This is a genomic window from Hafnia paralvei ATCC 29927 (assembly GCF_001655005.1).
Lineage (GTDB): Bacteria > Pseudomonadota > Gammaproteobacteria > Enterobacterales > Enterobacteriaceae > Hafnia > Hafnia paralvei.
In genome coordinates this window covers 140,842-166,921 of sequence record NZ_LXET01000029.1, presented here as the reverse complement: position 1 = coordinate 166,921, position 26,080 = coordinate 140,842, and the positions used below count along the sequence as shown (strand labels likewise).

The following is a 26,080-nucleotide window of genomic DNA, read 5'->3' as shown; positions in this document are numbered from 1 at the left end:
CAAATTGTTAACGCAAGCAGAGCTAATATGCACAAAACATTAACGTCAAGGAATCAGATTGATCTGGTGTTAGCGACATTTACATTTGCCACATGAATTTGTCGAATGAATAAATATCCAGCTTGCAACGCAGAAGAACTATATTTAAAAGATAACGCGAAGCCCGATATTCGCCCATTTCTCCTCCGCCTTTAGGTGAACCATGGTGCGCTGCCTCTATCTGTTCATTGCTCTGCTGTTCAGCGCTTTCAGCTACGCCGAACCGGCTAAAACACTGGCGCTGCCAACGGCCATAAAGTCGGTGTATGGTGATTTCGACACCATGCAGCAGCGCAGAATCATTCGCGTATTGATCCCCTATAGCAAAACCTTTTATTTTTTAGACAATCAGGGTACGCCTCGGGGTTTGATGGTTGAGCTAATGCAAGAGTTTGATAAGCAGTTGAACAACGGCGTCAAGCCGGACAAAAAAATCCATGTGGTGCTTATCCCAACCTCTCGGGACAAGCTGATCCCCAATTTACTCGCAGGAAAAGGCGATGTTATTGCAGCAAACCTCACAATTACCCCAGAGCGCCAGCAGTTAGTGGATTTCTCCACACCGCTGGCCACGGGGGTACATGAGGTTGTGGTTGCCAACAAGCTTCAGCCACCGCTTACCACCGTCAATGATTTAGCAGGAAAAAGCGTATTTATTAATCCGTCCACCAGCTATATGCAAAGCGTGAACGCATTTAATGAGCAATTAAAGAAACAAGGATTAGCACCACTACGGGTCAATAGCGCGCCGGGAAATTTTGAGCCAGAAGATATTCTAGAGATGATTAACGCCAATCTTGCGGGCTATACGGTCGTTGATCGCTACCTCGCGCTGCTGTGGCAAAAAATCTATCCTAATCTTGTGGTTTACGATCATATAGCCCTACGCGAGGATGGCAATATCGCCCTCGCGTGGCGTAAAAACTCCCCATTGTTGCGTGCTAAACTCGACCCTTTTTGTGCCAGCCATAAGCTGGGAAGCTCGTTTGGTAACCAGCAGATATATAAATACTTGCGCAGTGTGAAGTGGGTTAAAAGCGCCACGTCTGAAAAGGAACTCACGAAGTTCGCGCAGGTCACTGCGATATTCCAAAAATATGGCAAACAATACAGCGTAGATTGGCTATTGATGGTGGCCCAAGGTTATCAAGAATCGCAACTTGATCAGACCAAACGTAGTCACAGCGGTGCGATTGGCATTATGCAGATTCTCCCCAGCACGGGGAAATCGCTCAAAGTAGGTGACATCACCCAAGCCGATCCCAACATAAATGCTGGGGTAAAATATATTCGCTTTATGCAGGAGCGCTATTTTGCCGATCAGCCTATGGACGATCTCAACAAAATGCTCTTCACCTTTGCCGCCTACAATGCAGGCCCCGCCAAAGTGGAGAGTTTACGCAAACAGGCTAAAACTATGGGGCTCGATCCGAACCGCTGGTTTGACAACGTCGAACGCGTTGCGCAATTAAAAATCGGTAATGAAACGGTGCAGTATGTGAGCAATATCTTCAAATACTACGTTGCGTACACACTGATAAAGCAAGAGCAGCTAGAAAAGGAGCAGGCCGCCAAGCCGGCTCCCCCACTTATTTAATGCTTGATAATGTACATCGTTTGGCTGTAGGCAACATCTTCAGGGTTAGTGATAGGATAACCCTTCACCCACGGTTTAATGAGACGCCCATTGGTGTACTGATAGATAGGTGCAATCGGTGCTTGCTCGGCAATGATCTGCTCAGCCTGTACGTAATCGGCATTACGCTTGGCGGCATCGGTTTCCTCACTGGCCATTTTCAGCAATTTGTCATAGCCGGGGCTATTAAACTTGGCAATATTGCCGCTATGCGTCGACGTCAGCAACGACAAAAACGTCGATGCTTCGTTATAGTCGCCCACCCACGACGCTCGTACCACATCAAATTTGCCGGTATTACGGCTATCGATATAGGTTTTCCACTCTTGATTGGTTAATTTCACCTGAGCCCCCAGCGACTTCTTCCACATGGATGCCACGGCAATCGCAATCTTTTGGTGATTTTCCGACGTGTTATACAGCAGCGTTAATTTCAGCGGTTTCTTTGGTCCATACCCCGCCTCTTTCAGCCACTCTTTTGCCTGTTTATTGCGCTCAGCCGGCGTCATTTTCTGCATGGCTAGAGGCACAGGCTCAAATCCGGCGGTCACATCCGGTGTGAAGTGATACGCGGGCTTCTCGCCTGTGCCTAACACTTTTTCCGCAATGATTTGCCGGTCGATAGCATAGGAAAGCGCACGACGAACGCGAACATCATTGAGCGGCGCTTTCTGTGTATTAAAGGCATAGTAGTAGGTGCCCAACTGATCCGGTGTATACACCTGACCGGGGATATCCTTCATCAGCTTTTTATACATATTTTTCGGGAAAGATTCGGTGATATCAATATCATCAGCCAGATAACGCTTGGTCGCCGCCGATTCCTGATTTATCGGAATAAACGTCACCTTGGTCAACACCGTATTTTTATGATCCCAATAGTAAGGGTTTGGCTTTAAAACGATTTTTTCGTTCACGACCCGTTCTTGCATGGCAAACGCACCATTGCCAACCACGTTTTCTGGCTTAGTCCAATCGTTGCCGTATTTTTCGATGGTCTTTTGTGGAACAGGAAACAGGCTAAAGTTCGCCAGTAGATTCACAAAAAAAGGCACGGGTTTATTCAATTGCACCACCAGCGTTTGTGAATCAGGTGCAGCAACGCCCAACTTTTGCACCGGTACTTTGCCGCTGATAATTCCGTCTGCATTCGCGATACCCGCCATTTGCGCGAACCACGCAAAAGGTGAAAGCGTTTTGGGATCAACCAGACGCTGCCAACTGTAAACGAAATCGTAGGCCGTAACCGGTTCACCGTTCGACCATTTGGCGTTTTCACGCAGTTTAAACACATAGCGTTTGTTATCGACGGTTTGCCAACTCTGAGCTACGCCCGGCTCTGGCTTCCCGTCGGCCCCCTGATTCACCAAACCTTCAAAAAGATCGCGGGCAACCTGTGCTTCCGGTAAACCCACCACCTTAGCGGGGTCCAACGACGCGGGCTCATCTTTAATATGACGAACAATCTCTTGCTTATCGGCCAATAGGGTTCCAGCCGGAACCTGTGCAGCCTGTGCGGTAACAAACCCCGAAGCAATCAATGCGGCTAATGCGGTAACACGAAAAAGATGCATGAATAGAACCCTATATATCCAAAGTCATTGGCATGGCCTGCAGCATTTCCTCATTCTGAACACCGTTATCCCCCACGTTCGTTATTTTTTGTCGAGTCGAACGTTTTCTGAGGTCAAAAAGTGTGCCTTAATAAGAAGGTTAACAGACGGAAATTATTCGAACTTATTCTACTATCACGGGAAAACTGTTGCATGGGAAATGGTGTAAAACAGATCCGTCCCCGCTCAGAACGCGGACAAATCAGCGCAGAAGCCATCACCTATGGCCACTCTTTACTCGGTGCACCGCTGCTCTATTTCCCCGCGGTGCAGCCCGATCGTGAGACTGGCTTGATCATGGCGGGTACTCACGGAGACGAAACCACGGCCGTGATTGCACTTTCCTGCGCATTACGCAGCCTGCAGCCAATGCAACAGCGCCACCATGTTATTTTGGCGGTCAACCCAGACGGCTGCCAGCTTGGGCTACGTGCTAATTCGGCTGGTGTCGATCTAAACCGAAACTTCCCCGCAGCCAACTGGCTATCTGGCTCGTCCGTTTACCGCTGGAACAGCGCCAGCAGTGAGAGAGACGTCAGATTATCGACCGGAGACACCGCAGGCTCGGAGCCAGAAACGCAGGCATTGTGCCAGCTTATTCACCGCTTAAAACCGGCATGGGTCGTCTCGTTGCATGAACCCTTAGCCTGCGTGGAAGATCCGCACCACAGCCTGCTGGGACAGCAGCTTTCCGCAGACTTTGAGCTGCCGCTGGTCAGCAGTGTAGGATATGAAACGCCGGGATCATTTGGTAGCTGGTGTGCCGATCTCGGTTTGCCCTGCATTACGTTAGAGCTTCCAGCTATTTCAGCCGATCTCGCCAGCGAAAAGTATCTTCCGGCACTGCTGGCGTTGATCGATTATGATTTATAGCCAGCAAAGCTATAGCTGAATGCCGCCGCAGCTAAAGTTCAGCGCAGGCTGAGAATCCTGTGCCAGCCAAGTCGGTCCATCGAAGTCGACAAACTTGGCTGCCGGTGCCAACGGCAATGCGGCACGAATCGCCCGCGAGGTGCAAATCATACATCCCAGCATGATGGCCATCCCCTCTTTCTGCGCCAAAGAACGTAACGCCAACGCTTCGGTCAGCCCACCGGTTTTATCCAGCTTAATATTCACCATGTCATAACGCCCTTTCAGCGCCGAAAAGTCGCTACAGGTGTGGCAGCTTTCATCGGCACAGATAGGCAAAGGATGAATAAAGTGTGCCAAAGCATCATCCTGTTTCGCGGCCAACGGCTGCTCTAGCATGGCAACGCCAACATCAGCTAAAAGCTGGCAACGCGCCGCCAATCCTTCCGCCTGCCACGACTCATTAGCATCAACAATCAGCGTTGTCTCTGGCACCGCTGCACGGATAGCCATCAAGCGCTCGGTGATAAGATGATCGTCTAGTTTGATTTTCAGCAATGTTGCGCCTTGCTGAGACAGAGAGAGCGCCGTTGACGCCATCTGTTCTGGAGAACCAATAGACACCGTTTGAGCCATGCGTATCTGAGTGGGTTGCGGCACATTACACTGCTCCCACAGCGTGGTATTCGTCTGCTTGCAGATCAAATCCCACAGTGCGCAGTCCACGGCATTGCGCGCAGCGCCTGCGGGGAGGCGCATTTGCAGTTCACGACGATCGATGCCGTTTTCAACCGCCGATTGAACCGATGCTAGCTGCGCCAGCACGCTCTCTACGTCCTCACCATAACGTGCATACGGCGTACATTCGCCAATACCCACCACACCATCTTTCTCAATCTCAACCACCACGACATAAGCTTCGGTTCGGCTACCGCGAGCAATCACAAATGGGGTATGTAAAGGCCAGACTTCTGAATAAAAACGCATCGTTTTCATGCTGATTCCTTAGCTTTTATTAAAGGCGCGAAGCGAGTCATGGATGTCATAGCTGAAGTATTAGCCAATATCACCATGTTACACAAACATTTAAAATTGTTCGTGTATTCAAGGTTATCGTGTTAGCGTAAACTCTAGTTCGTGTTAACTAACTGTAATAGGAAATACCATAATGACGCAGACAGTTCATTTTCAAGGCAACCCAGTTCACGTAGCCGGCCAACTCCCTCAGGCGGGTGACAAAGCGAAGCCTTTCAAACTGGTCGCTAAAGATCTTTCCGATGTTGATCTGGCAAGTCTGGCTGGTAAACGCAAAATCCTGAATATATTCCCAAGCATTGATACCGGCGTATGTGCCGCATCAGTGAGAAAATTCAATCAACTGGCGAGCCAGACCGAAAATGCCGTGGTGCTGTGCATCTCTGCCGACCTGCCTTTTGCTCAGTCACGCTTCTGCGGCGCAGAAGGCCTGAACAACGTCATCACTCTGTCCACCTTGCGCGGCGGTGACTTCAAACATGATTATGGCGTTGCCATTTCTGACGGCCCGCTAGCTGGCCTGACTGCACGTGCAGTCGTCGTTCTGGATAGCAACGACAACGTTGTCTACAGCCAACTGGTCAACGAAATCACCGAAGAGCCAGATTACGACGCGGCTCTGGCTGCGCTGAAATAAACGTTAGCCTGATATAAACAAAAACGCGGTGCTGTTTCCAGCCACCGCGTTTTCTTTTTTACGCGTCCTCAGAATCAGGATGCGTTTCTGTATGGCGTCGACTACTCAATCCATACTCACGGAGTTTGTTCGCAATCGCCGTGTGTGATACACCCAGACGCTTAGCTAATTTGCGCGTGCTTGGATAGTTGCGATACAAACGCGTCAACACTGAACGTTCAAAACGTTTACAAATATCGTCGAGCGAGCCATCAAGTACTTCATCACCCAGCGCCATTTCTGCCTCAAACTCAGGTAACACCACATCCTGCGGGCGCAGTTCATACCCTTCTAGCTGAGTCAGCGCACGGTAAATCGCATTTTTCAGCTGACGGACGTTACCCGGCCAGCCGTACTGACAGAGGAAACCGTTCAGTTCCGGCGCCAAACGAGGACGCGGCATTCCCTGCTCATCGGCAAAGCGTGACACAAACAGCTCGGTCAGCGGCATAATATCCTGAGTACGCTCGCGCAACGGTGGTAAATTCAGCGTCAGTACGTTCAAGCGGTAATAGAGATCTTCACGGAATAAACCGCGCTGCACCAAATCAATGAGGTTTTTCTGCGTCGCGCAAATAACGCGCACATCAACACTCACCTCATGCTCTTCCCCCACGCGACGGAACGTGCCATCGTTAAGGAAACGCAGCAGCTTGGTTTGCATACGCGGCGTCATTTCACCGATTTCATCCAGCAACACCGAACCGCCGTTAGCCTGCTCGAAGAAACCTTTTTTACCTTCCAGCGCGTTAGGATAAGCCCCTGCGGCATGGCCAAAAAGTTCACTTTCGGCGACGTCATCAGGCAATGCCGCGCAGTTTAGCGCTAAAAATGGCTGTTTGCCGCGTGGGCTGCGTAAATGACAGGCGCGCGCCAATACATCTTTACCGGTTCCGGTATCACCCACGATCAATAACGGGGCATCCAGCATCGCCAGTTTTCGTGCCTGTTCCAACACCTGACGCATTTTAGGACTCACGCCAATGATGTGCTCGAATTCACTGTCGTCGTTTACGGTAAGATTTTGCAACTGACGTCCAATGCGCACCGCAGATTTCAGCACCACCACCGCACCCACTGGCGCAGACATTTCGCCCTTCTCATCACCAAGATAGATCGGGGTAATGTCCATCAGATAGTCCTGACCACGGATCACGACTTTTTCCGCGTGCGGAGCAACAGTTTCGTTTTCCAACCAGCGCAAAAAGTTATAACCACCGATCAAACCCCCTGCGGTCTGATTACAGATTTTGTCTTCCGTCGTACCAAACAGCGTGAGCGCAGCCTGATTCGCCAGCTCAACTTTTCCCTTCATATCGATGGAAAAAACCGGTTCAGGCAGTGATTCCAACAGTGCCCACATCGCACGATGTTCACGCTCTGATGGCATGTAAGGCACCGTGCGCACGTCGGTAACACCGCTGATGCGACGAATTTCTGCCATCAACTGACGGAAGACTTCAAAGTCAAGTTCATTAAAATTCAAATAGATACGACCGATGGTATCGATCTCAATCCCGCGCAAATCAATATTACGCGCTGCTAGCAAATCCAGCAGTTCACGGGTTAAGCCGATTCGGTCTTCACAAAAAACTTCCAGGCGCATCAGTTTTGACCTTAATCTGCATATTGCTATGTATAAAAAACATACGTGTCAAAAACACGAGAGGTAACCAGCTGTCGCTCATACTGATGGGGTCATTGTACGACAACTGAAACAGTAACTGTCAGTATAAGTTGACAGATCTTTCTATTGTTATCCAGCCAGTCATTTCTGATTTATCACAAGACTGACTTTGGGTTACGGTAGTAAAACTATGACAACTTATATAATGAAACTTAAACTAATCATCACAGTTATGACATCATAGCTATACCACAGAATCTTATCACCTATTCATCACCCATTTTAGATATAAATAGGGGAAATGCAGCACATGATCATTCGACAAGCTACCCCAGCAGACTATGACAGCATTTTAGAAATCCAACGGCTGAATACGCCTGAAAATCTAGATGCCGAAAATTTACAACAGGGATACATCGTTTCTCAGATGAGTCGGGCTCAGCTCGAAGCCATCAACGGCAAACTGGGCATCTTAGTTGCCGTCGAGGGTAAAACCGTGGCCGGTTTTGTATGTATGACCGCGACCTGTGCAAAGCCGCACCCACCCGTTATCGACGCTCTGCTTGAAGTTGCAGAGCACAACTCGCTGAATCAGCGCCCGCTAAACGAACTCACGCCTTTCCTTTACGGCCCAGTTTGCATCTCTCGCCGTTTTCGCGGTGCGGGAGTGTTGTCGCAGCTGTTTGCCGCCGTAAAAGATCATATGCACCAAAAATATGACGCAGGATTGGCGTTTATTGCCGATGACAATCCACATTCACTGGTCGCCCATGTTCAAGGACTGGGTATGACCGATGTCACTCGTTTTCACTTCGGTGGAAAAGATTACCACCTTGTAGCATTTGAGGTATAAAGAACGGCTTAGATATTGTTTCAATAAGACTTTTTTTAATTAAAAGGATGACTCATTGCCATGGCAAATACCTTTTTCGTCACCGCCGAGTGGCTTGCGGTTCATTTAGATGATGCGGATATTCAGATCATTGACGCTCGTATGGCTCCCGCGGGTCAAGAACACCTGCGCAATATGGAAGCCGAATACCATACCTCGCATCTGCCAGGCGCACGGTTTTTTGATATCGAAGCCCTATCCGATCACAGCAGCCCGCTGCCGCATATGATGCCAACGGCGGAAAAGTTTGCCGCCGATATGCAGGCCCTTGGCATCAGCAGTGAAAAACATTTAGTGGTGTACGACGAAGGGAATTTGTTCTCTGCGCCACGCGCATGGTGGATGCTACGCAGCTTTGGGGTAAAAAAGGTCTCGATTCTGGCCGGTGGCTTTAACGCTTGGAAAGCACAGCAGCTTCCGCTTGAAAGTGGGATGCCAGCGAAAAACCACGCCACTTTTGTCGCCCAGCTCGATCCGCTAGTCGTAAAAAATGCCAACGATGTTTTGTTAGCGACGCAAAATGACAGCGTTCAAATTATCGATGCCCGCCCTGCCGCTCGCTACAACGGTGAAGTGGACGAACCGCGTCCGGGTTTGCGTCGTGGGCATATTCCCACCAGCCGTAACGTGCCTTGGGGCGATCTGGTTCAGGATGGCGCTCTCAAGCCTAACGAACGGCTAAAAGCCATCTTTACTGACGCAGGCGTTAACTTTGAGCAACCAATTATTGCTAGCTGTGGTTCTGGCGTAACCGCTGCCGTCGTGGTACTGGCGCTCACCACGCTACAGGCTAACGACGTTGCCCTGTATGACGGTTCATGGAGTGAATGGGGAGCCAGAAAAGAGCTCCCAGTAAGCAGGTAATATTTCTATATTCACCTGATATACCTAAAAAATTTCGGGTTACTCCGTTTAAAACAGCGGATATGCCACTCGAGGTACGTCGGGGATACAAAACAGATATTGATTACTGCTCATTTAATAGAAATACCACTTCTCCCAGATAATTGGGGGAAGTGGCAAAATAGCGTTGCCAACGTTTGTCCCATACGCCATTTTGTACCAAGCCAATTTTAAAAGGGATGTTAAGCCCTCGCAGCGCGGGCAGATATTCCTGATAGCGAGTGACCGTATGTCGTCCTTGATAAGTCTGGATCACGACTTCATCAACGGGGAGTTGATTAAGCTGTTCAACGCTGCCGGTTTTGGCCCAATCGAGTAGCCCCGTAACCCCCAGTTTGTAACCCGTTGGCAGCTTGCTTTTAAGTTTTAACAAAAAAACAGAATATTGATCAAGCCGGTAGCTGGCGGCATCAAAATCAATCTGAATCCCCACCACGTGAGTCCCCGCTGCCTCCCAATTCCGGCACAGTTTCAATAACGCATTTACCATCGAATCAGGAATATCAAGCGTGGACACTCGCACCGAGATCCACACATCAGGAACAACGATCGCAGAGTATGGCAAACCTCGTTTGTAGAGTGCAGGTTTGCCACGTCGCGTCATAATCTCCGCCTGATGCAGATACAAAACCTGCCCCTGCTTCAGCACGGGCTGCGAGCGAACCGCCGACCAAAGCCAGAAATTGTGATAACTCCCAGCCTCCACTCGCCCTTCGCTGGCATGCACACCGAGGCTAAACAGGAGCGCGATAGCGCCCCAGCACCAACTTCTCACCAATAAAATCGCAAACGGCTGGCCCACTCACTGCCGGGATAATCATTCTTGAGCTGTAGGAACCACGCTTTACGCGTGTTTTTATCGATATCTTGCTGATCGCAGTCATTCTCACCCGTCGGGGCGTAGCACATCACCGCGCGATAAAGTGCATAGCTTTTATCTTCAGGAGGCGCATCAGGCATCGCAATGACCTGTTGGTAATGCATTAAACGGCTGACTGAGCGATCGTCATACTGAGATTTAGCCTTGGTTAAATCAGCGGTAATGCCATCGTCGTAGCCATTAGGTATCACTAAGTTGGAAACACGAAGGTATTCGCCTAAACAGTTTAATGCACGGGCATCTTTCGGGCGCTGCGCTAGGGTCGTGACAATATCGTCAAGGGAATGACAAACGTACCCCTCTTGCGCATTGCGCCCATCCCAATTGAAATCAGACAGCATCACATCCCGCATATCATCGCGCACAGGTTGCTTAAACAGCTCGGCTCGCGGTTTGTCCTGTAAGTATCCTTGATAGTCAGCGTTAAGCAACTCCTTCGCCAACAACGTATGCAACGCGATAATTTGCTCTTCGGGGCTTTGTCCTGTTTCAACCTGTTTGCGGAGCAGATTTTGACTCGCAAGCATCTTCAACACGTTTGAACGATAGGCAAGATTCACTACGGGACTGTTCGCGACAAAGATATCGTCAACTTTACCCTGTTGAGCCAAACTGTTGGCTAATTGGTATTGCAGATAATCCTGCTGAATCCGTGAGTGATCGATGGTGAGTAAATGCCGCCAATAGGTTTCAGCATCCGGCCAGCGCGCTAATTCTTGCATGGACAGACCGCGTAATACCTGTTGGCTAAACAACAGCGTATCGTTCACTGCGTCTTTGTCTGCGGAGGCTGCAGCGTTAAGCACTGCGGCGTAGTCATGTTTCAGATAAAACGTCCATGCGGTTTGCAGATATTCCCAAGCAGGCAGCATGTCGGCTTTCTCAAATAGCGCTTTGTAGCCTGCCAACTCTTCTGCGGTGACCTGCGTCGCTGTCGTCTGCGTCTGATAGTTTTCACGTAGACGTTTTAATACCTGTGTAAACGTGACCTGCGGGCTATTAGGTTCACCAATAAAAGGCGGCTTAAGATATTGATTCCCCAGCAAGCGGGCATCCAGTTCATTGATTACAGATTGCAACGCCTCTGGCGTTGTGGCCTGAGATATGGCTTTTTCTCCGTTAAAGGCTAACGCATTGTAATCTCCCGTGTACCAATTGATACGGCGGTACAATCCCTGCACCGAATTAACATACTGCCCCGTAGGAAAGCTGCTTAGATATTCATCCCCTCGCTCTAACGCCAGCGCCGCAGCAGCCTTATTACTTTTTGCGCGGTCAAACATCCCCATATCGTCGACCGCATCCTCAACAATTTGGTTTAAAGCGATACGGAACAACATATACTGCGCAGTTTCGGCAACCCATGGCTGTGAGCTTTGTTTCAAGGCCAAAAATGGTGTCTCAGCGTTTGAAAAATCACCGCGATAAAAAGCATCAATACCCGCTAAATAATCGCGGAATGCCTGAGCGTGAGAGTCTGCGGGAAATGGCAGAGCTGGCAGTGCACTTTCCTCTGCGGAATCACGCAGTAAGCGAACACGTTCATTGGCAAGAGCACGGCGCTGCTCATCGGTAAGAGAATCATCCGCCAACAATTGTTTGAAGAATCGCTGTAACGTCGCGGGATTGTTCGATACCCAGCGCCCACCGTCTACGTTGGTGTAACTTGGTTCCAATGCCACACCATCCAGATTAATGCTCATTTTACGTGCATCAGCCATCAACGCCTGAGCATCAACAGGGATAACGATACTGCCCGTTTCGTCAAAGCCGTCAGTGGTTTTGAGGCGGGTAATATAAAAAGGAGTCGCACGAGAGCTGCGCTCATCAGTGGCTAGCTGCGGGAAAGGAGACGCAAAATGAAGCCGTTCAGAAGCCAACATCAGTAAATTGCTGCGGGTGTCATTGGCCGGTGCATAAAATGGATAACTTGCCATATTGCATCCTTCAGCCCACCATTCGCACTCATCAACATCCATCGAAGCAAAGACTTGATGGCTAGCAACTAAAACCACCGCCCCAAAAAACCATTTTTTCTGTTTCACCGACGTTCATCCCTTGTGTTCAGCTTGTCGAAAAGTGGTGTTCCACCGAATGCTTAGCGCCTGTATTTCCGGCGCACAGTATATACACAAGAGCATAGGCAAACTATTTAGGTACACTAAAATCAGAATATGGACTTACGGTAGGTTGAATCTATGCATTCGCCCATATTGTCCCAGCGAGCTCAATATTAATCGCCACACGAAACCAGTGCTTACACGTGGTTAATGTCTTGAGCGTAAAAAAAAGCTCCTACGCAATGAGGAGCATTTTTCGGTTACACATCGCAGGGGATAATCGGACTACGATTCTTTTGCTTTCTTCGGCGCTACGCGTTTCAACTGCGTAATAAGCTCTTTGCGGAAATCGCCCAAGCGAGGTTTATCATTTTCTAGCCACGGCAGTGGACGACATAGCTCCATCGCTTTAATTCCCAGACGAGCCGTCAGCAAACCAGCGCCAATACCTTGGGCTGCTCGGGCAGACAAGCGCGCGGCTAAATCTTGTGATATCCAGTCCATGCCAACTTCTCGCACTAGTTCAGACGCACCAGCAAAGGCAATGTTCAGCAACACTAAGCGGAACAGTCGAATTCTGCTGAAGTAGCCAAGTTCAATACCATAAAGCGCCGCAATGCGGTTGATCAAGCGAATATTACGCCAAGCGATAAACGCCATATCGACCAGCGCTAACGGGCTGACCGCAATCATTAACGTTGATTCCGCTGCGTAGCGGCTGATTTCACGACGAGCCTGAACATCCAACACGGGCTGCACCAACTTGCAATACAGCTCCACCACTTCACGATCATTATGGGTTTCATGCAGCGACGCCTGCCAACGCTGCACCGCCGGATGGCTCTGATCGAGGCTCGCCTGCTGCATTAGCTTTTCGCAGAACGCTTTTCCCTGACCAATACCGTGGCTGTGCAACAAATCGCGAGCAACATCACGCTCTTCGGCGCGCTGACGTAAACGGTAAAGACGGCGCCATTCCGTCACCAGCGAGCCTACACCGGCCAACACAATCAAGCCCCCAGCGACAGTCCCCCCCAGCGCGATCCAGTCTTGCTGAATCCATGCCTGATGAAACCATTGTACCCCCTGCGCGATGACGCTTACGCCAAACAGTGCCAAACCGGCACCGACCATACGTCGCCACAGGCTGCGTTTGGGTTTGAGCGCGGCATTAATGATGCCTTCAGCACGCCCCTCCTCCTGCTCTTCTGTCAGCACTTCTGGCTCGGCTGGCAAAAAATTGTCAGCCTCTTGTGCCGCAAACTGTTGGCTGGCTTTGAGCACCACCTCTGGCTCAGTTGCCAGCGGTTGATCAAACTCAATTCTTGGTTTTATCGGTTCGCTCATCGCAATTTATCTCCCAATAAAAACTCCATCACGCTATCCATACGGATGTGCGGCAATGGGCTATCCACATTCATGCTTTGCGGGCGAAAATCTTCAAAATGAAATCCCTGTTTTTGCCAGAATTCATTATTTGGCAAACGTGCCGGAACCTCTCCTGGGAAAACCGTTAGAGGCTGGTCATCAACCAATCGATGCCCTTTCAGCGCAGGGATTTTCTGCCCGTGATGATCGACTAAACCACTCTGTGTTGCCTGTACTGAAGCGATACCGGCGCAGTCCATGCTAATACCTTCAAACGCTGCATTTTGCCACGCGTCCTGTACCAACTGCTGGAGCAAAGAAACCAAATTTGCATGCTGATCGGCCGTGACATGATCGGCTTTAGTGGCGGCAAACATCAGTCGATCAATACACGGTGAAAAGAGTCTGCGATACAGCGTTCGTTTGCCATAGTGAAAGCTCTGCATCAGTTGAGTGAGCGCTAAGCGCATTTCATTAAATGCCTGCGGCCCACTATTGAGCGGCTGTAGACAATCCACCAGCACAATCTGGCGATCAAAACGCACAAAGTGTTCTTTATAAAAGCCTTTCACAACTTCATTGCAATAATAGTGATAGCGTGAGCGCAGCATGCCGATATTGGTATGCTTATCTGCCTGAGCCAATTTTGACTCACCCACGTCAACCACCTGCGGCCACGGGAAAAACTGCAACGCTGGCGCGCCAGCCAGATCGCCGGGTAAAACAAAGCGCCCTGGTTGAATAAAGTGCTGCCCTTCGTTTTTACAACGAAGCAGATAATCGGTGTATGCCTGCGAAATTGCCGCCAGCTGTTTTTCATCGGCAGGAGCCAGTGGGTCGCACTTTGCGCACAGCGCCAGCCATTCTTCAGCCCACTCTTTACGTTGCCCTTGTAGCAGTCCGTTCATCTGCCGCGACCAACTCAGATAGTCCTGTTCCAGCATCGGTAAATCCAGCAGCCATTCTCCCGGATAATCGACGATTTCCAAATAGAGAGTCGATGTATCTTTAAAGTGGCGTAGCAACGAGTCATTACTGCGGAATTTAAGCGCCAAGCGGATCTCACTCACGCCTCGCGTGGGCGTTGGCCACATAGGTGGCTCACCGTAAAGTTGTGATAGCCCTTCATCATAGGTAAAGCGCGCCACGCCGAGATCGCGCTGCGGCACGCGTTTAGCCCCTAAAATGCGCTCTTCGCGCACGGCAGAAAACAGCGGTAAACGAGCGCCGCTGTGAATATGCAAAAGCTGATTAACCAGAGAAGTGATAAATGCGGTTTTTCCGCTTCGGCTTAGCCCGGTCACCGCCAATCGTAAATGACGGTCGACGCCACGGTTAACCAAAGACGCAATTTCATTTTGTAGCCTTTTCATTCCTCTCCTTACACGCAGCCGCTATGACTTTTCAGCTCCGTGACGATAACGGGACGTTGCCTGACGAACCGCTCGCTGTAATAAAGGTTCTAATCCCCATATTAACAACCAACGCAGCGGCCGCCACGTCACATAACGCAACACACCGGCGGCAATACCGGCTGGGGCAAAGGTGAGCCCCAAAAGTAAACCGTTTTTCAGCAGACTAGGCAGATAACGCCGAGCCTGACGGCCACCTGCACGCAGCATATCAGCAGGTTTAAATTGACTCATTGTTTTCCTCCTAGCCCTTGGCGAATAAATTTATAGATCGCGGAAACGGCGATTTACGCCAAAGGTTTCCGAGGTGACGTAGCGCTCTATTCGGCGCAAGCGTTGCTCGCACTCGTTGAGATCTACCGTAACCACTTGCATTTGCTGGCGTGCAGTGGGTTGCTGTACGCCGCTCAACTCGGCAGCGCTCGCCGTGGGTAGCGTCATCGCCAACACCATGTACAAAATGGCTGTGATGATAAACAGGCCGCAAAAAATCGACAGCACGGCCATAACGCGAACCAGTGCAACCGGTACGCCCATGTATTCAGCCAAGCCAGCACAGACTCCTTTGACGACGCCTCGCTCCGGAATGCGATACAATTTTTTACCGCTCATTGGCATTGTCATTAAGCGTCCCTCCAGTTTGGATGTTCTGCATCCAGAATGGATTCGAGTGCACTAATGCGCTGACGCATACGCTGCGCTTCTTCATTCAATTGTGCTAAACGTTGCACTTCTTGCGCTTGCAACGCACTGTCATTCTCCTGACGATTGCTGTAGTGCAGCCATAGCCAGACGGGTAATACAAACAAAACAAAAATGGTCAGAGGGATGGCAAGAAAAAGGTAGCCCATCATGAATTCCTTATTATTCGCATAAAGCTGTGTATTCGAGTAACGCTGTTAGCAACAGTCTATTCCTTTTTCCGGAGTTATAGAGGCATTCCATAACTCCGGTGATTCGATTGCTCATCGCGCTTTATTCAGGGCGATTCATTTTGGCTTTCAACGCGGCCAGTTGTTGGCCGATTTCATCATCGGCTTTGAGATCGGCAAACTCTTGATCAAGTGATTTCTTTTTGCCTAAACCCATGGTTTCCGCTTCGGCTTCCATATGGTCAATACGGCGCTCAAACTGTTCAAAACGCGCCATTGCTTCGTCTAATTTACCGCTGTCTAACTGGCGACGAACTTCTCGAGATGAAGCGGCAGCCTGCTGGCGCAGAGCCAAAGCCTGCTGGCGAGCACGCGTTTCCGTCAGCTTGCTTTCCAATTCGGTGATTTCACGCTTCATACGATCCAACGTTTCTTCAACGTTGCTCACTTCATGACGCAGCGTAGTTAATAAATCACTAACACGCTGTTTTTCAATTAATGCCGCACGTGCCAAGTCTTCTTTGTCTTTACGTAGCGCCAGCTCGGCTTTTTCCTGCCACTCATTCAGCTGGGTTTCACCCTGCTCAATACGGCGCATCAGCTGTTTTTTCTCCGCTAAAGCCCGAGCGGAAGTAGAACGCACCTCTACCAGAGTATCTTCCATTTCCTGAATCATCAGACGAACCAGCTTCTGTGGATCCTCTGCTTTATCCAGCAAGGTGTTGATGTTGGCGTTTACGATGTCGGCGAAACGAGAAAAAATACCCATAATTACTATCCTCATTATTCGGCGTGCATTCAGTCGGCACATCCGGTGTTGAAATGATTTACTGCCTCGCAAAGATATAATCAAGTATCGTGCCAACTTTGCAATTCATCGTATTTAGCTGTTATTTAAAGAATAATTAAAAAACATTGCCATCTAGGGGTAAAACATGGTGTGATGATTTTAACTAATAGATGGTGAAATTCACTAAGCGAGAGAGTTGCGATGCCAGACAATATTGAAAACATGCTCGGTCAAGCCAATAGTTTTCTCGAGGTGTTAGAGCAGACGTCACAGCTAGCGAAGCTAAATAAACCGGTACTGATCATCGGTGAACGCGGCACGGGTAAAGAGTTGATTGCGCACCGCCTGCATTATTTGTCTCACCGTTGGCAGGGACCGTTTGTGTCCCTGAACTGCGCAGCGCTTAACGATAATTTGCTGGATTCCGAGCTTTTTGGCCATGAAGCTGGCGCATTTACCGGAGCGCAAAAGCGTCATCTGGGGAGGTTCGAGCGTGCCGATTGCGGGACGCTCTTCTTGGATGAACTGGCGACTGCGCCGATGTTGATTCAGGAAAAGCTACTACGGGTCATTGAATATGGCCATCTGGAACGCGTGGGTGGTAGCCAACCGTTGCAGGTCGATGTGCGCTTAGTCTGTGCAACTAACGCGGATTTACCCGCGTTGGCTGCTGAAGGCACTTTTCGTGCGGATCTGTTAGATCGACTGGCCTTCGACGTTATCCAACTGCCCCCACTACGCGAACGTCGCAGTGACATCATGCTGCTCGCGGAACACTTTGCCATGCAAATGTGCGGCGAATTGGGTTTATCTTTTTTCCCCGGATTCAGCGATGACGCGCGGGAAACACTGCTGAATTACTCTTGGCCGGGCAATATCCGTGAGCTAAAAAACGTCGTGGAGCGTTCGGTTTATCGGCATGGCGAATCCCCTGAACTGCTGGACGCGATCGTCATTAATCCCTTTAAGCCCCAAACGGTCGTATTATCGCAACCACCGTCTGGCGAACCCACGGCGATCAGTGCGTCACAACAGCCAACTCTCCCACTCGATTTGAAAGCGTGGCTGGCGGCAAGCGAAAAGCAGATTATCATTCAGGCGCTACAGCAGAGCCGACACAATCAAAGGCAAGCGGCTCAATTATTAAATCTTACCTACCATCAGCTGCGTGGGATCATGAAAAAACTGGACATTCAGGGCTGACGGCAGGCGCTCGGATAGATGTATAAAGACGATATTTGAAAATTGAAGCAAAAAAAAAGCCAGCACCCGGCTGGCTATAAAGTAGATCTGGAAGCAATGTGAGCAATGTCGTGCTCTTAAGAGAAGTGAATGCCCTGAGGAGGCGTCTCTAAAGAACGATTGAATGATAATAGTTATCAGTACGATCTGTAAAGCATTTTGTTGGGAATTTTTCTTATTTGTATGTAGCACGTGCGTCACATCACACTACAGGCGCTTTCCCGCACGGAATATTTGCTATAAAACCCGCTGATTGGAGGTTTCTAACATATGCTTATCAATAGGATTGGTTAAGCATGAGGCAAATAACCCTATCACTTAACTGGAATGATTGGGCTGCCAGCCAATGTACGTTACACTAAACACTTTGCTCAACAACCTCTTGAAGCGTTTATGCGTGGTCTAAAAACCCTGATGCTGGCATTAAGTTGCCTGTCTGCCGTTGCGACAGCAGCCGATATTGCCCCTACGACCAAACTCAAACCGCTGCCGGATATCCGTCAGAGCGGTTTTATTTATTGTGTCAGCGGGATACTCAATACCTTCAACCCGCAAATGGCCAGCAGTGGTCTGACCGTTGATACTCTGGCTGCGCAGCTTTACGATCGTCTGCTAGACGTTGACCCTTATACCTACCGTTTAATCCCTGAATTAGCACAAAGCTGGGAAGTGTTAGACGGCGGCGCAACCTACGTGTTGCATCTGCGTAAAGATGTGCCTTTCCAGACCACTGACTGGTTTAAACCTACACGCAAGATGAACGCCGACGACGTGGTTTTTAGTTTCAACCGCATGTTTGATCCCAAGCATCCGTACCACAACGTAAATGGCGGTCACTACCCTTATTTCGAAAGTCTCCAATTTAGCGATGCCGTGCAAAGCGTACGCAAACTGGATAACTCAACGGTCGAAATTCGGCTGAAACAGCCCGACGCATCATTCTTATGGCACTTAGCCACCCACTACGCACCGATCCTTTCCGCCGAATACGCTAACAACTTGGCTAAAAAAGGGAAGGAAGAAGAAATTGACCGTCTGCCAGTGGGTACCGGCCCATTTATGCTGAATGAGTATCACGCGGGGCAATATATCCGTCTGGATCGCAATGACGCGTTCTGGAAAGGCAAACCTCGTATGCCTCAGGTGATTATCGATCTCGGTGCTGGTGGGACTGGACGTTTATCCAAACTATTGACCGGCGAATGCGACGTGCTGGCCTATCCCGCCGCTAGCCAGCTCAGTATTTTGCGCGATGACCCTCGCCTGCGCCTTACGCTCCGCCCAGGGATGAACGTTGCTTATTTGGCATTTAATACTCGCAAACCGCCGCTGGATAATCTTGATGTGCGCCGAGCTATTGCCTACTCGATTAATAACCAGCGTCTGATGCAGTCAATCTATTATGGTACGGCAGAAACTGCCGCGTCTCTGCTGCCTCGCGCTTCTTGGGCGTATGATAGCGAAGCTAAAATCACGGAATACAATCCTGAAAAATCGCGAGAACTGCTGAAACAAGCCGGCGTCACCAACTTGCACCTTCAGCTTTGGGTACCCACCGCCTCTCAGGCCTATAACCCAAGCCCGCTAAAAACCGCAGAGCTCATTCAGGCTGACATGGCGCAGGTGGGCATCAAAGTAAGCATCATTCCGGTTGAAGGCCGTTTCCAAGAAGCGCGCTTGAGCGATATGAGCCATGACATGACGCTTTCTGGCTGGGCGACCGACAGTAATGATCCAGACAGTTTCTTCCGTCCGTTACTGAGCTGTGCCGCCATTCAGTCACAAACTAACTTAGCGCACTGGTGCGATCCCGCATTCGATTCCCTGCTGCACAAGGCATTGTTGTCACAACAGCTTTCTCAGCGCATCGAGGACTATCAGGACGCACAAAAAATTCTCGAAGAACAGCTACCGATTCTACCATTGGCCTCATCATTGCGTCTTCAGGCCTATCGTTATGACATCAAAGGACTCGTATTAAGTCCATTTGGTAACGCGTCGTTCGCCGGCGTCTATCGTGAAAAGCAACCCGAGCCCGAAGCGACTAACGATCCTGACGCAGGCCCACCAACTTCTGCCGCAGATGCCCCTGCCGGTGCGGAGGATAAACCATGATTATCTTCACGTTGCGTCGACTGCTGTTGCTGTTGGTCACGATATTTTTCCTATCGCTGGTCGGTTTTAGCCTGCTCTATTTCACGCCACATGCGCCGCTTGGCGGCGCATCACTGATTGATGCATACAGCTTCTACGTGCATAGCCTTTTTCAAGGTGACTTTGGTGTGTCCAGCATCAACGGCCAACTGATCGTGGAGCAACTGAAAGAAGTCTTCCCAGCCACCATGGAGCTATGCATTTTGGCCTTTATGCTGGCATTGATTGTCGGTATTCCTCTGGGGATTATCGCCGGTCTGCTGCGAGGTAAATGGCAAGATGGCGCCATCAGCGCGTTGGCACTGTTTGGCTATTCGATGCCGGTTTTCTGGCTAGCCATTTTGTTGATGCTGTTCTTTTCACTGCATCTGGGATGGCTGCCGGTATCAGGTCGCTACGATCTGCTCTACCCGATGAAAAACGTGACCGGCTTTGCATTGATTGATGCTTGGCTATCGGACTCACCTTACCGTGATGCCATGCTGATGAGTGTCGCTCGCCATATCATACTGCCCGTCACTGCGCTTGCACTGGTTCCGATGACCGAAGTGATCCGCCTGATGAGGATCAGTACCGATAACGTCGTTAGCCAGAATTACATTAAAGCAGCCGCTACGCGTGGTTTGACCCGATTTACCATCATCCGTCGTCATGTGCTGCATAATGCGCTGCCACCAATTATCCCGAAGTTGGGACTACAGTTTTCCACCATGCTGACGCTGGCGATGATTACTGAAGTGGTATTCAGTTGGCCAGGACTCGGCCGCTGGATGATTAACGCCATTCGTCAACAGGATTTTGCGGCTATCTCGGCGGGCGTGATGCTGGTCGGTTCTCTGGTGCTAATCGTGAACGTGCTGTCTGATATCGTGGGCGCACTGACAAATCCATTGAAACATAAGGAATGGTATGCACTTCGATAACGTATACCGCGAAAAACGCGTACCTAGCCCACTGCGTCAGACGTGGCTGCATTTTCATGCAGATACGCTCGCCATGATTGGTCTGTACGGCGTACTGCTGCTGATAGCGCTATGCTTCTTTGGCAGCATGCTGGCACCGTATGCGCTAGACCAACAATTTCTCGGCTACCAACTGCTGCCACCGTCGTGGTCCCGCTATGGGAACGTGTCATTTTTCCTCGGCACCGACGATTTAGGCCGCGATATTCTTAGCCGTCTGTTATGTGGCGTTGCCCCGACATTTGGCTCTGCTTTGATTGTCACCCTCGCCGCCAGTATTTTTGGCGTGATTATCGGTATTTTGGCCGGTGTGACGCATGGTTTACGCTCGGCGATCCTGAATCATATTCTGGATACGCTGCTATCAATCCCTTCCCTGCTGCTAGCTATTGTCGTCGTCGCTTTTATGGGACCGCGTCTGGAACACGCCATGTTGGCCGTGTGGCTAGCACTGTTGCCACATATGGTGCGCGAGGTTTATACCTCGGTACACGAAGAGCTGGAAAAAGAGTACGTCGTCGCCGCACGTCTAGACGGCGCATCCACGTGGTTCATCCTGTGGGACTCAGTATTACCTAACATCGCAGGCGTACTGGTGGGTGAATTCACTCGTGCTCTTTCGATGGCAATTTTAGATATCGCAGCACTCGGTTTTCTCGATCTCGGGGCACAACTGCCCTCTCCCGAGTGGGGAGCAATGCTAGGCGATTCGCTGGAGCTGGTGTATGTCGCTCCATGGACGGTTATGTTGCCGGGCGCGGCTATCATGATAAGCGTGCTGCTGGTGAATTTATTAGGCGACGGAATGCGCCGAGCGATCAACGCAGGCGTGGAATAGGAAGCAAAATGCCGTTACTTGATATTCGTAACCTGACAATTGAATTTATGACTGCCGAAGGGCCGGTCAAGGCCGTCGATCGCGTGAGTCTTACGCTAACCGAAGGTGAAGTCCGCGGATTGGTCGGCGAATCCGGCTCAGGAAAAAGCCTGATTGCCAAAGCGATCTGCGGCGTGACCAAAGATAACTGGAAAGTAACCGCCGACCGTTTCCGCTTCGATGACATTGATTTACTGCGCCTGACACCACGTCAGCGGCGCCGCTTGGTCGGCCATAACGTGTCGATGATTTTTCAAGAGCCACAGTCCTGTTTGGATCCCTCTGAAAGCATTGGTAAACAGGTTATTCAGGCTATCCCCGGCTGGACCTACAAAGGCCGCTGGTGGCAAAGATTCCACTGGCGCAAGCGTCGCGCCATTGAGCTGCTACACCGCGTCGGCATTAAAGATCACAAAGATATCATGCGTAGTTTTCCGTATGAACTTACCGAAGGCGAATGCCAGAAAGTGATGATCGCGATTGCTTTAGCAAACCAGCCACGCTTGTTGATTGCTGACGAACCGACCAATGCGATGGAGCCCACCACTCAGGCACAAATTTTCCGCCTGCTGTCACGCATGAATCAAAACAATAACACCACCATTTTGCTGATCAGCCATGATCTGCAAATGATGAGTAAATGGGCCGACCGCATCAACGTCATGTACTGCGGGCAAACGGTAGAAAGCGCTACCTGTGAAGAGATTTTGGTCACACCACACCATCCTTATACGCAGGCACTGATTCGTGCGATGCCAGATTTTGGCCGTGCATTGCCACATAAAAGCCGTCTCAATACGCTGCCGGGCGCTATTCCGTCGCTTGAGCATTTGCCTATTGGCTGCCGACTAGGGCCGCGTTGCCCTTATGCGCAGAAAAAGTGCATTGAAACGCCGCCGTTGCGAACTGTTAAAGCGCATAAATTTGCCTGCCATTTCCCGCTCAACATGGAGGAGACGCAATGAGTACGCTACTGGAAGTGCATAATCTGCAAAAGACTTTCCGCTACCGCACCGGCTTGTTCCGTCGTCAGAATCTTGAGGCGGTTAAACCGGTAAGCTTTACGCTGCGAGAGGGGCAAACGTTGGCCATCATCGGCGAGAACGGTTCGGGGAAATCGACGCTGGCAAAAATGCTTTCTGGCATGATTGAACCCACCGCGGGCGACATCGTGATTGATGATAAGCAGCTACACTATGGTGATTTTCGCTATCGAAGCCAGCGTATTCGCATGATTTTTCAAGATCCGTCGACGTCGCTCAACCCCCGCCAGCGTATCGGCCAAATATTGGATGTACCACTTCGCTTAAACACGGAGCTAGATGCTCCCGAGCGTGAGCAGCGCATCAATGAAACGCTGCGTCAGGTCGGCCTGCGTTCAGACCATGCTTACTACTACCCTCACATGCTGGCATCAGGGCAGATTCAACGTATTGCGCTGGCGCGCGCGTTAATTTTACAGCCGCAGGTGATTGTGGCGGATGAAGCGCTGGCGTCGCTAGACATGTCGATGCGCTCGCAGATCATTAATTTGATGTTAGAACTACAACAAAAGCAGGGTATCGCCTATATCTATGTAACTCAGCATTTAGGCATGATGAAGCACATCAGCGATCAGGTGATGGTGATGCATCATGGTGAAGTGGTAGAACGTGGCAGCACTTCTGAAGTCTTGGCGGCACCGCTGCATGAACAGACTAAACGCTTAATCAATAGTCATTTTGGCGAGGCGTTAACGGCGGATGCATGGCGCCGCGACGGCGGAGTTTTCTGATCAGCTGTTTTAGCAACAATAACAGCCTAGAAATCAACCACTGATCCGAGCAGAGCATCAAAAGCATTCCACAGAGAATCAAGCGTGATAGAATCGCTCGGTTTGGTTTTATTAACACAAGTGCTGGACGGGTTAACAAACGTGTTTCTTTTTGCACCACTCTGTTTTCCGCCGCATATAACAGTTTGCATTTAGTTCCCCGAATTCATTGAGGCTGCTTATGGCGGCAACGAGGATGAAGGGTAACGCAAACCAAGACTACAAGGATTATTGTATGGGTTTTCTTACCGGTAAGCGCATTCTGATCACTGGCGTAGCCAGTAAACTCTCCATTGCCTACGGTATCGCACAGGCTATGCACCGCGAAGGCGCTGAGCTGGCTTTCACCTACCAGAATGACAAACTGAAATCACGCGTAGAAGAATTCGCCGCTCAGTTGGGTTCTAATCTGGTTCTGGCTTGTGACGTAGCAGAAGACGAAAGCATCGATGCGATGTTTGCTGAGCTGGCAAAATCTTGGCCGAAATTCGACGGTTTCGTTCACTCCATTGGTTTCGCACCAGGCGACCAGTTGGACGGCGACTATGTGAATGCGGTCACGCGCGATGGTTTTAAAATCGCTCACGACATCAGCTCTTACAGCTTCGTTGCGATGGCAAAAGCTTGCCGCACCATGCTGAATCCAGGCGCTGGCCTGCTGACTCTGTCCTATCTGGGCGCAGAGCGCGCCATCCCTAACTACAACGTTATGGGTCTGGCTAAAGCGTCTCTGGAAGCCAACGTACGCTATATGGCCAACGCCATGGGTCCTGAAGGCATCCGTGTTAACGGTATCTCCGCAGGTCCAATCCGCACTCTGGCTGCATCCGGTATCAAAAACTTCCGTAAAATGCTGGCACATTGCGAAGCCGTTACACCTATTCGTCGTACCGTGACCATCGAAGATGTGGGTAACTCCGCAGCCTTCCTGTGCTCCCCACTGGCGGGCGGTATCTCTGGTGAAATCCTGCACGTTGATGGTGGCTTCAACATCGCGGCCATGAACGAGCTGGAACTGGATTAATTTCCTACCGTTTGTTGTGAATTGCAAATCCCTGGCCTCGGCTGGGGATTTTTTTATCTTAGCTTTCATCCCCCTTCAGTTATTCCTTTTCAACCTAGCCTATTCCTTAACAATATTTCATCTCCCAACCACATTAAGCAAGGATAGTAGGCTGTTTCATAAAGGGTTCACCCTTTTTTCGTAAGATGCCTGAAGGATACACCATGGAGCGATCGACTTCGCCGCTTACGGTTTTTAGCTCACGCTCTTCCTCATCACACGATGTGGATAATAGCCTGCCTCTGACTCAGGGGCGCTTTCCCCTGTTTGACCAACACGCTGACCGTGAGGCTTATTTCCTGTTAGTGGGTGATGCCTATACCCAGCTATTAGGTATAGCTCCTGAAATCACACGCGAGCACTCGCTTTCACACTATGATCGCTTAAGCATTGCGCTCACTGTCGCGCAGGTTTCACAGGTGACGCCGTTGAGCACGTTCTACGCCAAACAGCTCGCCCCGCTGCACTGCCCGCATAACACGCGCGAGAGTAATCAGCGACTGGCACAGATCACCGAACATGCTCGGCTTTTGGCATGGGATCCTACCCGCAGCAGCAAGCAAAACCTGCGGGCGCTACGGGCCGTTAAGCTCTCTTACCCTGATATTGTGACTCTCTCGCAAATTATCGGTCTGGTATGCCTGCAAGCGAGACTCATTCCGGGAACATCTGCGCTCTCCGGCCATCCACTCCCTTCCGAGCCCACGATATTTCCCCCTCTGGAACTTAGCGGCTTACCCGCAGAATTATCTGCCGCATGGCGGCCTTGGCTACCACTGGGTGCGGATGCTTCGCTGTCCCCCATTGCGGTATGCGGCGCTCCCTCAGGACTGGCCATCGCGCTGATGCTTGTCAGTATGCACAACGGCGAAGCGGCCGACGTGAGTACCCAGTTATTCACCGACGGATATAACTGTAGTGACCGTCTACGCCAGCCGCTACGCGAGTTGGCATTTTTAGTCAGCGCTCGACTGAACGGTTGTCGTCGCGGCAGTCAACATCATGCGCGGCGCTATCTATTGCTGAGCAAACATCGCTTACAAGCCGATGCCGTGCTGGCCGATCCTGTTAGCGCGATTGCCCAATGCAGCCGTCGCGAACGCGCTATTATTCAGGCCAGTATTACCCTTTCCCAAACGCCCTACCGATTCACTCCTGAGCATGTCGCATCCTTGAACCAATCAGGCCTCACCCACGGCGAAATCCTTGAGCTCATTATTGCCCTTGCTACCGGTGCTTGGAGCCAAAGACTACTTGTTTCGTTGGGAGAATGAGCTGTTTTAGCTGAATCGCTGAACATTTCACCCACAGTCG

The 26,080-nt window shown here is 50.4% G+C and carries 24 protein-coding genes; 13 read left to right on the top strand and 11 right to left on the bottom strand.

Annotated features, from left to right (window positions below; genetic code table 11):
• Positions 1-202 precede the first annotated feature (202 nt).
• Entirely contained in the window at positions 203-1,636 is a 1,434-nt protein-coding gene (locus M988_RS08535) for an MltF family protein (RefSeq protein ID WP_008813686.1), read from the top strand.
• Here the strand turns inward: M988_RS08535 and M988_RS08530 are convergent.
• A complete protein-coding gene (locus M988_RS08530; protein WP_064573673.1) occupies positions 1,633-3,249 on the bottom strand; it encodes a peptide ABC transporter substrate-binding protein in 1,617 nt (538 codons plus the stop codon). The genes M988_RS08535 and M988_RS08530 overlap by 4 nt on opposite strands.
• Before the next feature lie 192 nt (positions 3,250-3,441).
• Here M988_RS08530 and mpaA point away from each other — a divergent pair, with 192 nt between their 5' ends.
• Positions 3,442-4,161, top strand: coding sequence for a murein tripeptide amidase MpaA (gene mpaA, locus M988_RS08525; protein ID WP_039186485.1), 720 nt, complete (start codon positions 3,442-3,444; stop codon positions 4,159-4,161).
• 9 nt (positions 4,162-4,170) lie between these two features.
• On the opposite strand, the gene ycjG is transcribed toward mpaA, so the two are convergent.
• A complete protein-coding gene (gene ycjG / locus M988_RS08520) occupies positions 4,171-5,136 on the bottom strand; it encodes an L-Ala-D/L-Glu epimerase (RefSeq protein ID WP_039186483.1) in 966 nt (321 codons plus the stop codon).
• A gap of 172 nt (positions 5,137-5,308) precedes the next feature.
• Between ycjG and tpx the strand changes: the two genes are divergently transcribed.
• A complete protein-coding gene (gene tpx, locus M988_RS08515) occupies positions 5,309-5,812 on the top strand; it encodes a thiol peroxidase (protein ID WP_004093161.1) in 504 nt (167 codons plus the stop codon).
• Positions 5,813-5,870: 58 nt separating this feature from the next.
• On the opposite strand, the gene tyrR is transcribed toward tpx, so the two are convergent.
• Entirely contained in the window at positions 5,871-7,457 is a 1,587-nt protein-coding gene (tyrR, locus tag M988_RS08510; protein ID WP_064573669.1) for a transcriptional regulator TyrR, read from the bottom strand.
• Positions 7,458-7,788: 331 nt separating this feature from the next.
• Between tyrR and M988_RS08505 the strand changes: the two genes are divergently transcribed.
• Both M988_RS08505 and sseA read left to right on the top strand, forming a co-directional pair.
• A complete protein-coding gene (locus M988_RS08505) occupies positions 7,789-8,331 on the top strand; it encodes a GNAT family N-acetyltransferase (RefSeq protein ID WP_008813692.1) in 543 nt (180 codons plus the stop codon).
• A 60-nt stretch (positions 8,332-8,391) separates the two neighbouring features.
• Complete coding sequence (sseA, locus tag M988_RS08500; protein ID WP_064573667.1) at positions 8,392-9,234, top strand: 3-mercaptopyruvate sulfurtransferase; 843 nt, start codon at positions 8,392-8,394, stop codon at positions 9,232-9,234.
• 103 nt (positions 9,235-9,337) lie between these two features.
• Here the strand turns inward: sseA and M988_RS08495 are convergent, their stop codons facing one another.
• The 8 genes from M988_RS08495 to pspA form a co-directional block, all read right to left on the bottom strand.
• Complete coding sequence (locus M988_RS08495; protein WP_064573665.1) at positions 9,338-10,075, bottom strand: DUF3142 domain-containing protein; 738 nt, start codon at positions 10,073-10,075, stop codon at positions 9,338-9,340.
• On the bottom strand, positions 10,045-12,198 hold the full coding sequence (locus M988_RS08490; RefSeq protein WP_064573662.1) for a PA5441 family protein: 2,154 nt from the start codon (positions 12,196-12,198) through the stop codon (positions 10,045-10,047). Before M988_RS08490 ends, M988_RS08495 begins: the two co-directional genes overlap by 31 nt.
• Positions 12,199-12,498: 300 nt before the next feature.
• Entirely contained in the window at positions 12,499-13,560 is a 1,062-nt protein-coding gene (locus tag M988_RS08485) for a YcjF family protein (RefSeq protein ID WP_008813696.1), read from the bottom strand.
• Positions 13,557-14,954, bottom strand: coding sequence for a YcjX family GTP-binding protein (locus M988_RS08480; RefSeq protein ID WP_008813697.1), 1,398 nt, complete (start codon positions 14,952-14,954; stop codon positions 13,557-13,559). Before M988_RS08480 ends, M988_RS08485 begins: the two co-directional genes overlap by 4 nt.
• 21 nt (positions 14,955-14,975) lie before the next feature.
• Positions 14,976-15,227 (bottom strand): phage shock protein PspD, encoded by a 252-nt coding sequence (locus M988_RS08475; protein ID WP_064573658.1) that lies wholly within the window; start codon positions 15,225-15,227, stop codon positions 14,976-14,978.
• A 30-nt stretch (positions 15,228-15,257) separates the two neighbouring features.
• Complete coding sequence (gene pspC / locus M988_RS08470; protein ID WP_039186466.1) at positions 15,258-15,617, bottom strand: envelope stress response membrane protein PspC; 360 nt, start codon at positions 15,615-15,617, stop codon at positions 15,258-15,260.
• Positions 15,617-15,844 carry an envelope stress response membrane protein PspB gene (gene pspB, locus M988_RS08465; protein WP_008813699.1) on the bottom strand — a complete coding sequence of 76 codons (228 nt, stop codon included), beginning with the start codon at positions 15,842-15,844 and terminating at the stop codon, positions 15,617-15,619. Before pspB ends, pspC begins: the two co-directional genes overlap by 1 nt.
• 124 nt (positions 15,845-15,968) lie before the next feature.
• A complete protein-coding gene (gene pspA / locus M988_RS08460; protein ID WP_035503465.1) occupies positions 15,969-16,634 on the bottom strand; it encodes a phage shock protein PspA in 666 nt (221 codons plus the stop codon).
• 222 nt (positions 16,635-16,856) lie between these two features.
• Here pspA and pspF point away from each other — a divergent pair, with 222 nt between their 5' ends.
• The 8 genes from pspF (at position 16,857) to M988_RS08420 (ending at position 26,040) form a co-directional block, all read left to right on the top strand.
• Complete coding sequence (gene pspF, locus M988_RS08455) at positions 16,857-17,858, top strand: phage shock protein operon transcriptional activator (RefSeq protein WP_064573653.1); 1,002 nt, start codon at positions 16,857-16,859, stop codon at positions 17,856-17,858.
• A 432-nt stretch (positions 17,859-18,290) separates the two neighbouring features.
• Positions 18,291-20,012, top strand: coding sequence for an ABC transporter substrate-binding protein SapA (gene sapA / locus M988_RS08450; protein WP_223283527.1), 1,722 nt, complete (start codon positions 18,291-18,293; stop codon positions 20,010-20,012).
• Positions 20,009-20,974, top strand: coding sequence for a putrescine export ABC transporter permease SapB (gene sapB / locus M988_RS08445; protein WP_004093129.1), 966 nt, complete (start codon positions 20,009-20,011; stop codon positions 20,972-20,974). The genes sapA and sapB overlap by 4 nt, the downstream gene beginning before the upstream one ends.
• Positions 20,961-21,851: a putrescine export ABC transporter permease SapC gene (sapC, locus tag M988_RS08440; RefSeq protein WP_008813703.1), complete on the top strand. Its 891-nt coding sequence runs from the start codon at positions 20,961-20,963 to the stop codon at positions 21,849-21,851. The genes sapB and sapC overlap by 14 nt, the downstream gene beginning before the upstream one ends.
• Before the next feature lie 8 nt (positions 21,852-21,859).
• Complete coding sequence (gene sapD, locus M988_RS08435; RefSeq protein WP_004093126.1) at positions 21,860-22,855, top strand: putrescine export ABC transporter ATP-binding protein SapD; 996 nt, start codon at positions 21,860-21,862, stop codon at positions 22,853-22,855.
• A complete protein-coding gene (gene sapF, locus M988_RS08430) occupies positions 22,852-23,664 on the top strand; it encodes a putrescine export ABC transporter ATP-binding protein SapF (protein ID WP_008813704.1) in 813 nt (270 codons plus the stop codon). The genes sapD and sapF overlap by 4 nt, the downstream gene beginning before the upstream one ends.
• Before the next feature lie 274 nt (positions 23,665-23,938).
• A complete protein-coding gene (fabI, locus tag M988_RS08425) occupies positions 23,939-24,727 on the top strand; it encodes an enoyl-ACP reductase FabI (protein ID WP_035503461.1) in 789 nt (262 codons plus the stop codon).
• Between the two features lie 203 nt (positions 24,728-24,930).
• Entirely contained in the window at positions 24,931-26,040 is a 1,110-nt protein-coding gene (locus M988_RS08420) for a hypothetical protein (RefSeq protein ID WP_064573652.1), read from the top strand.
• Positions 26,041-26,080 lie beyond the last annotated feature (40 nt).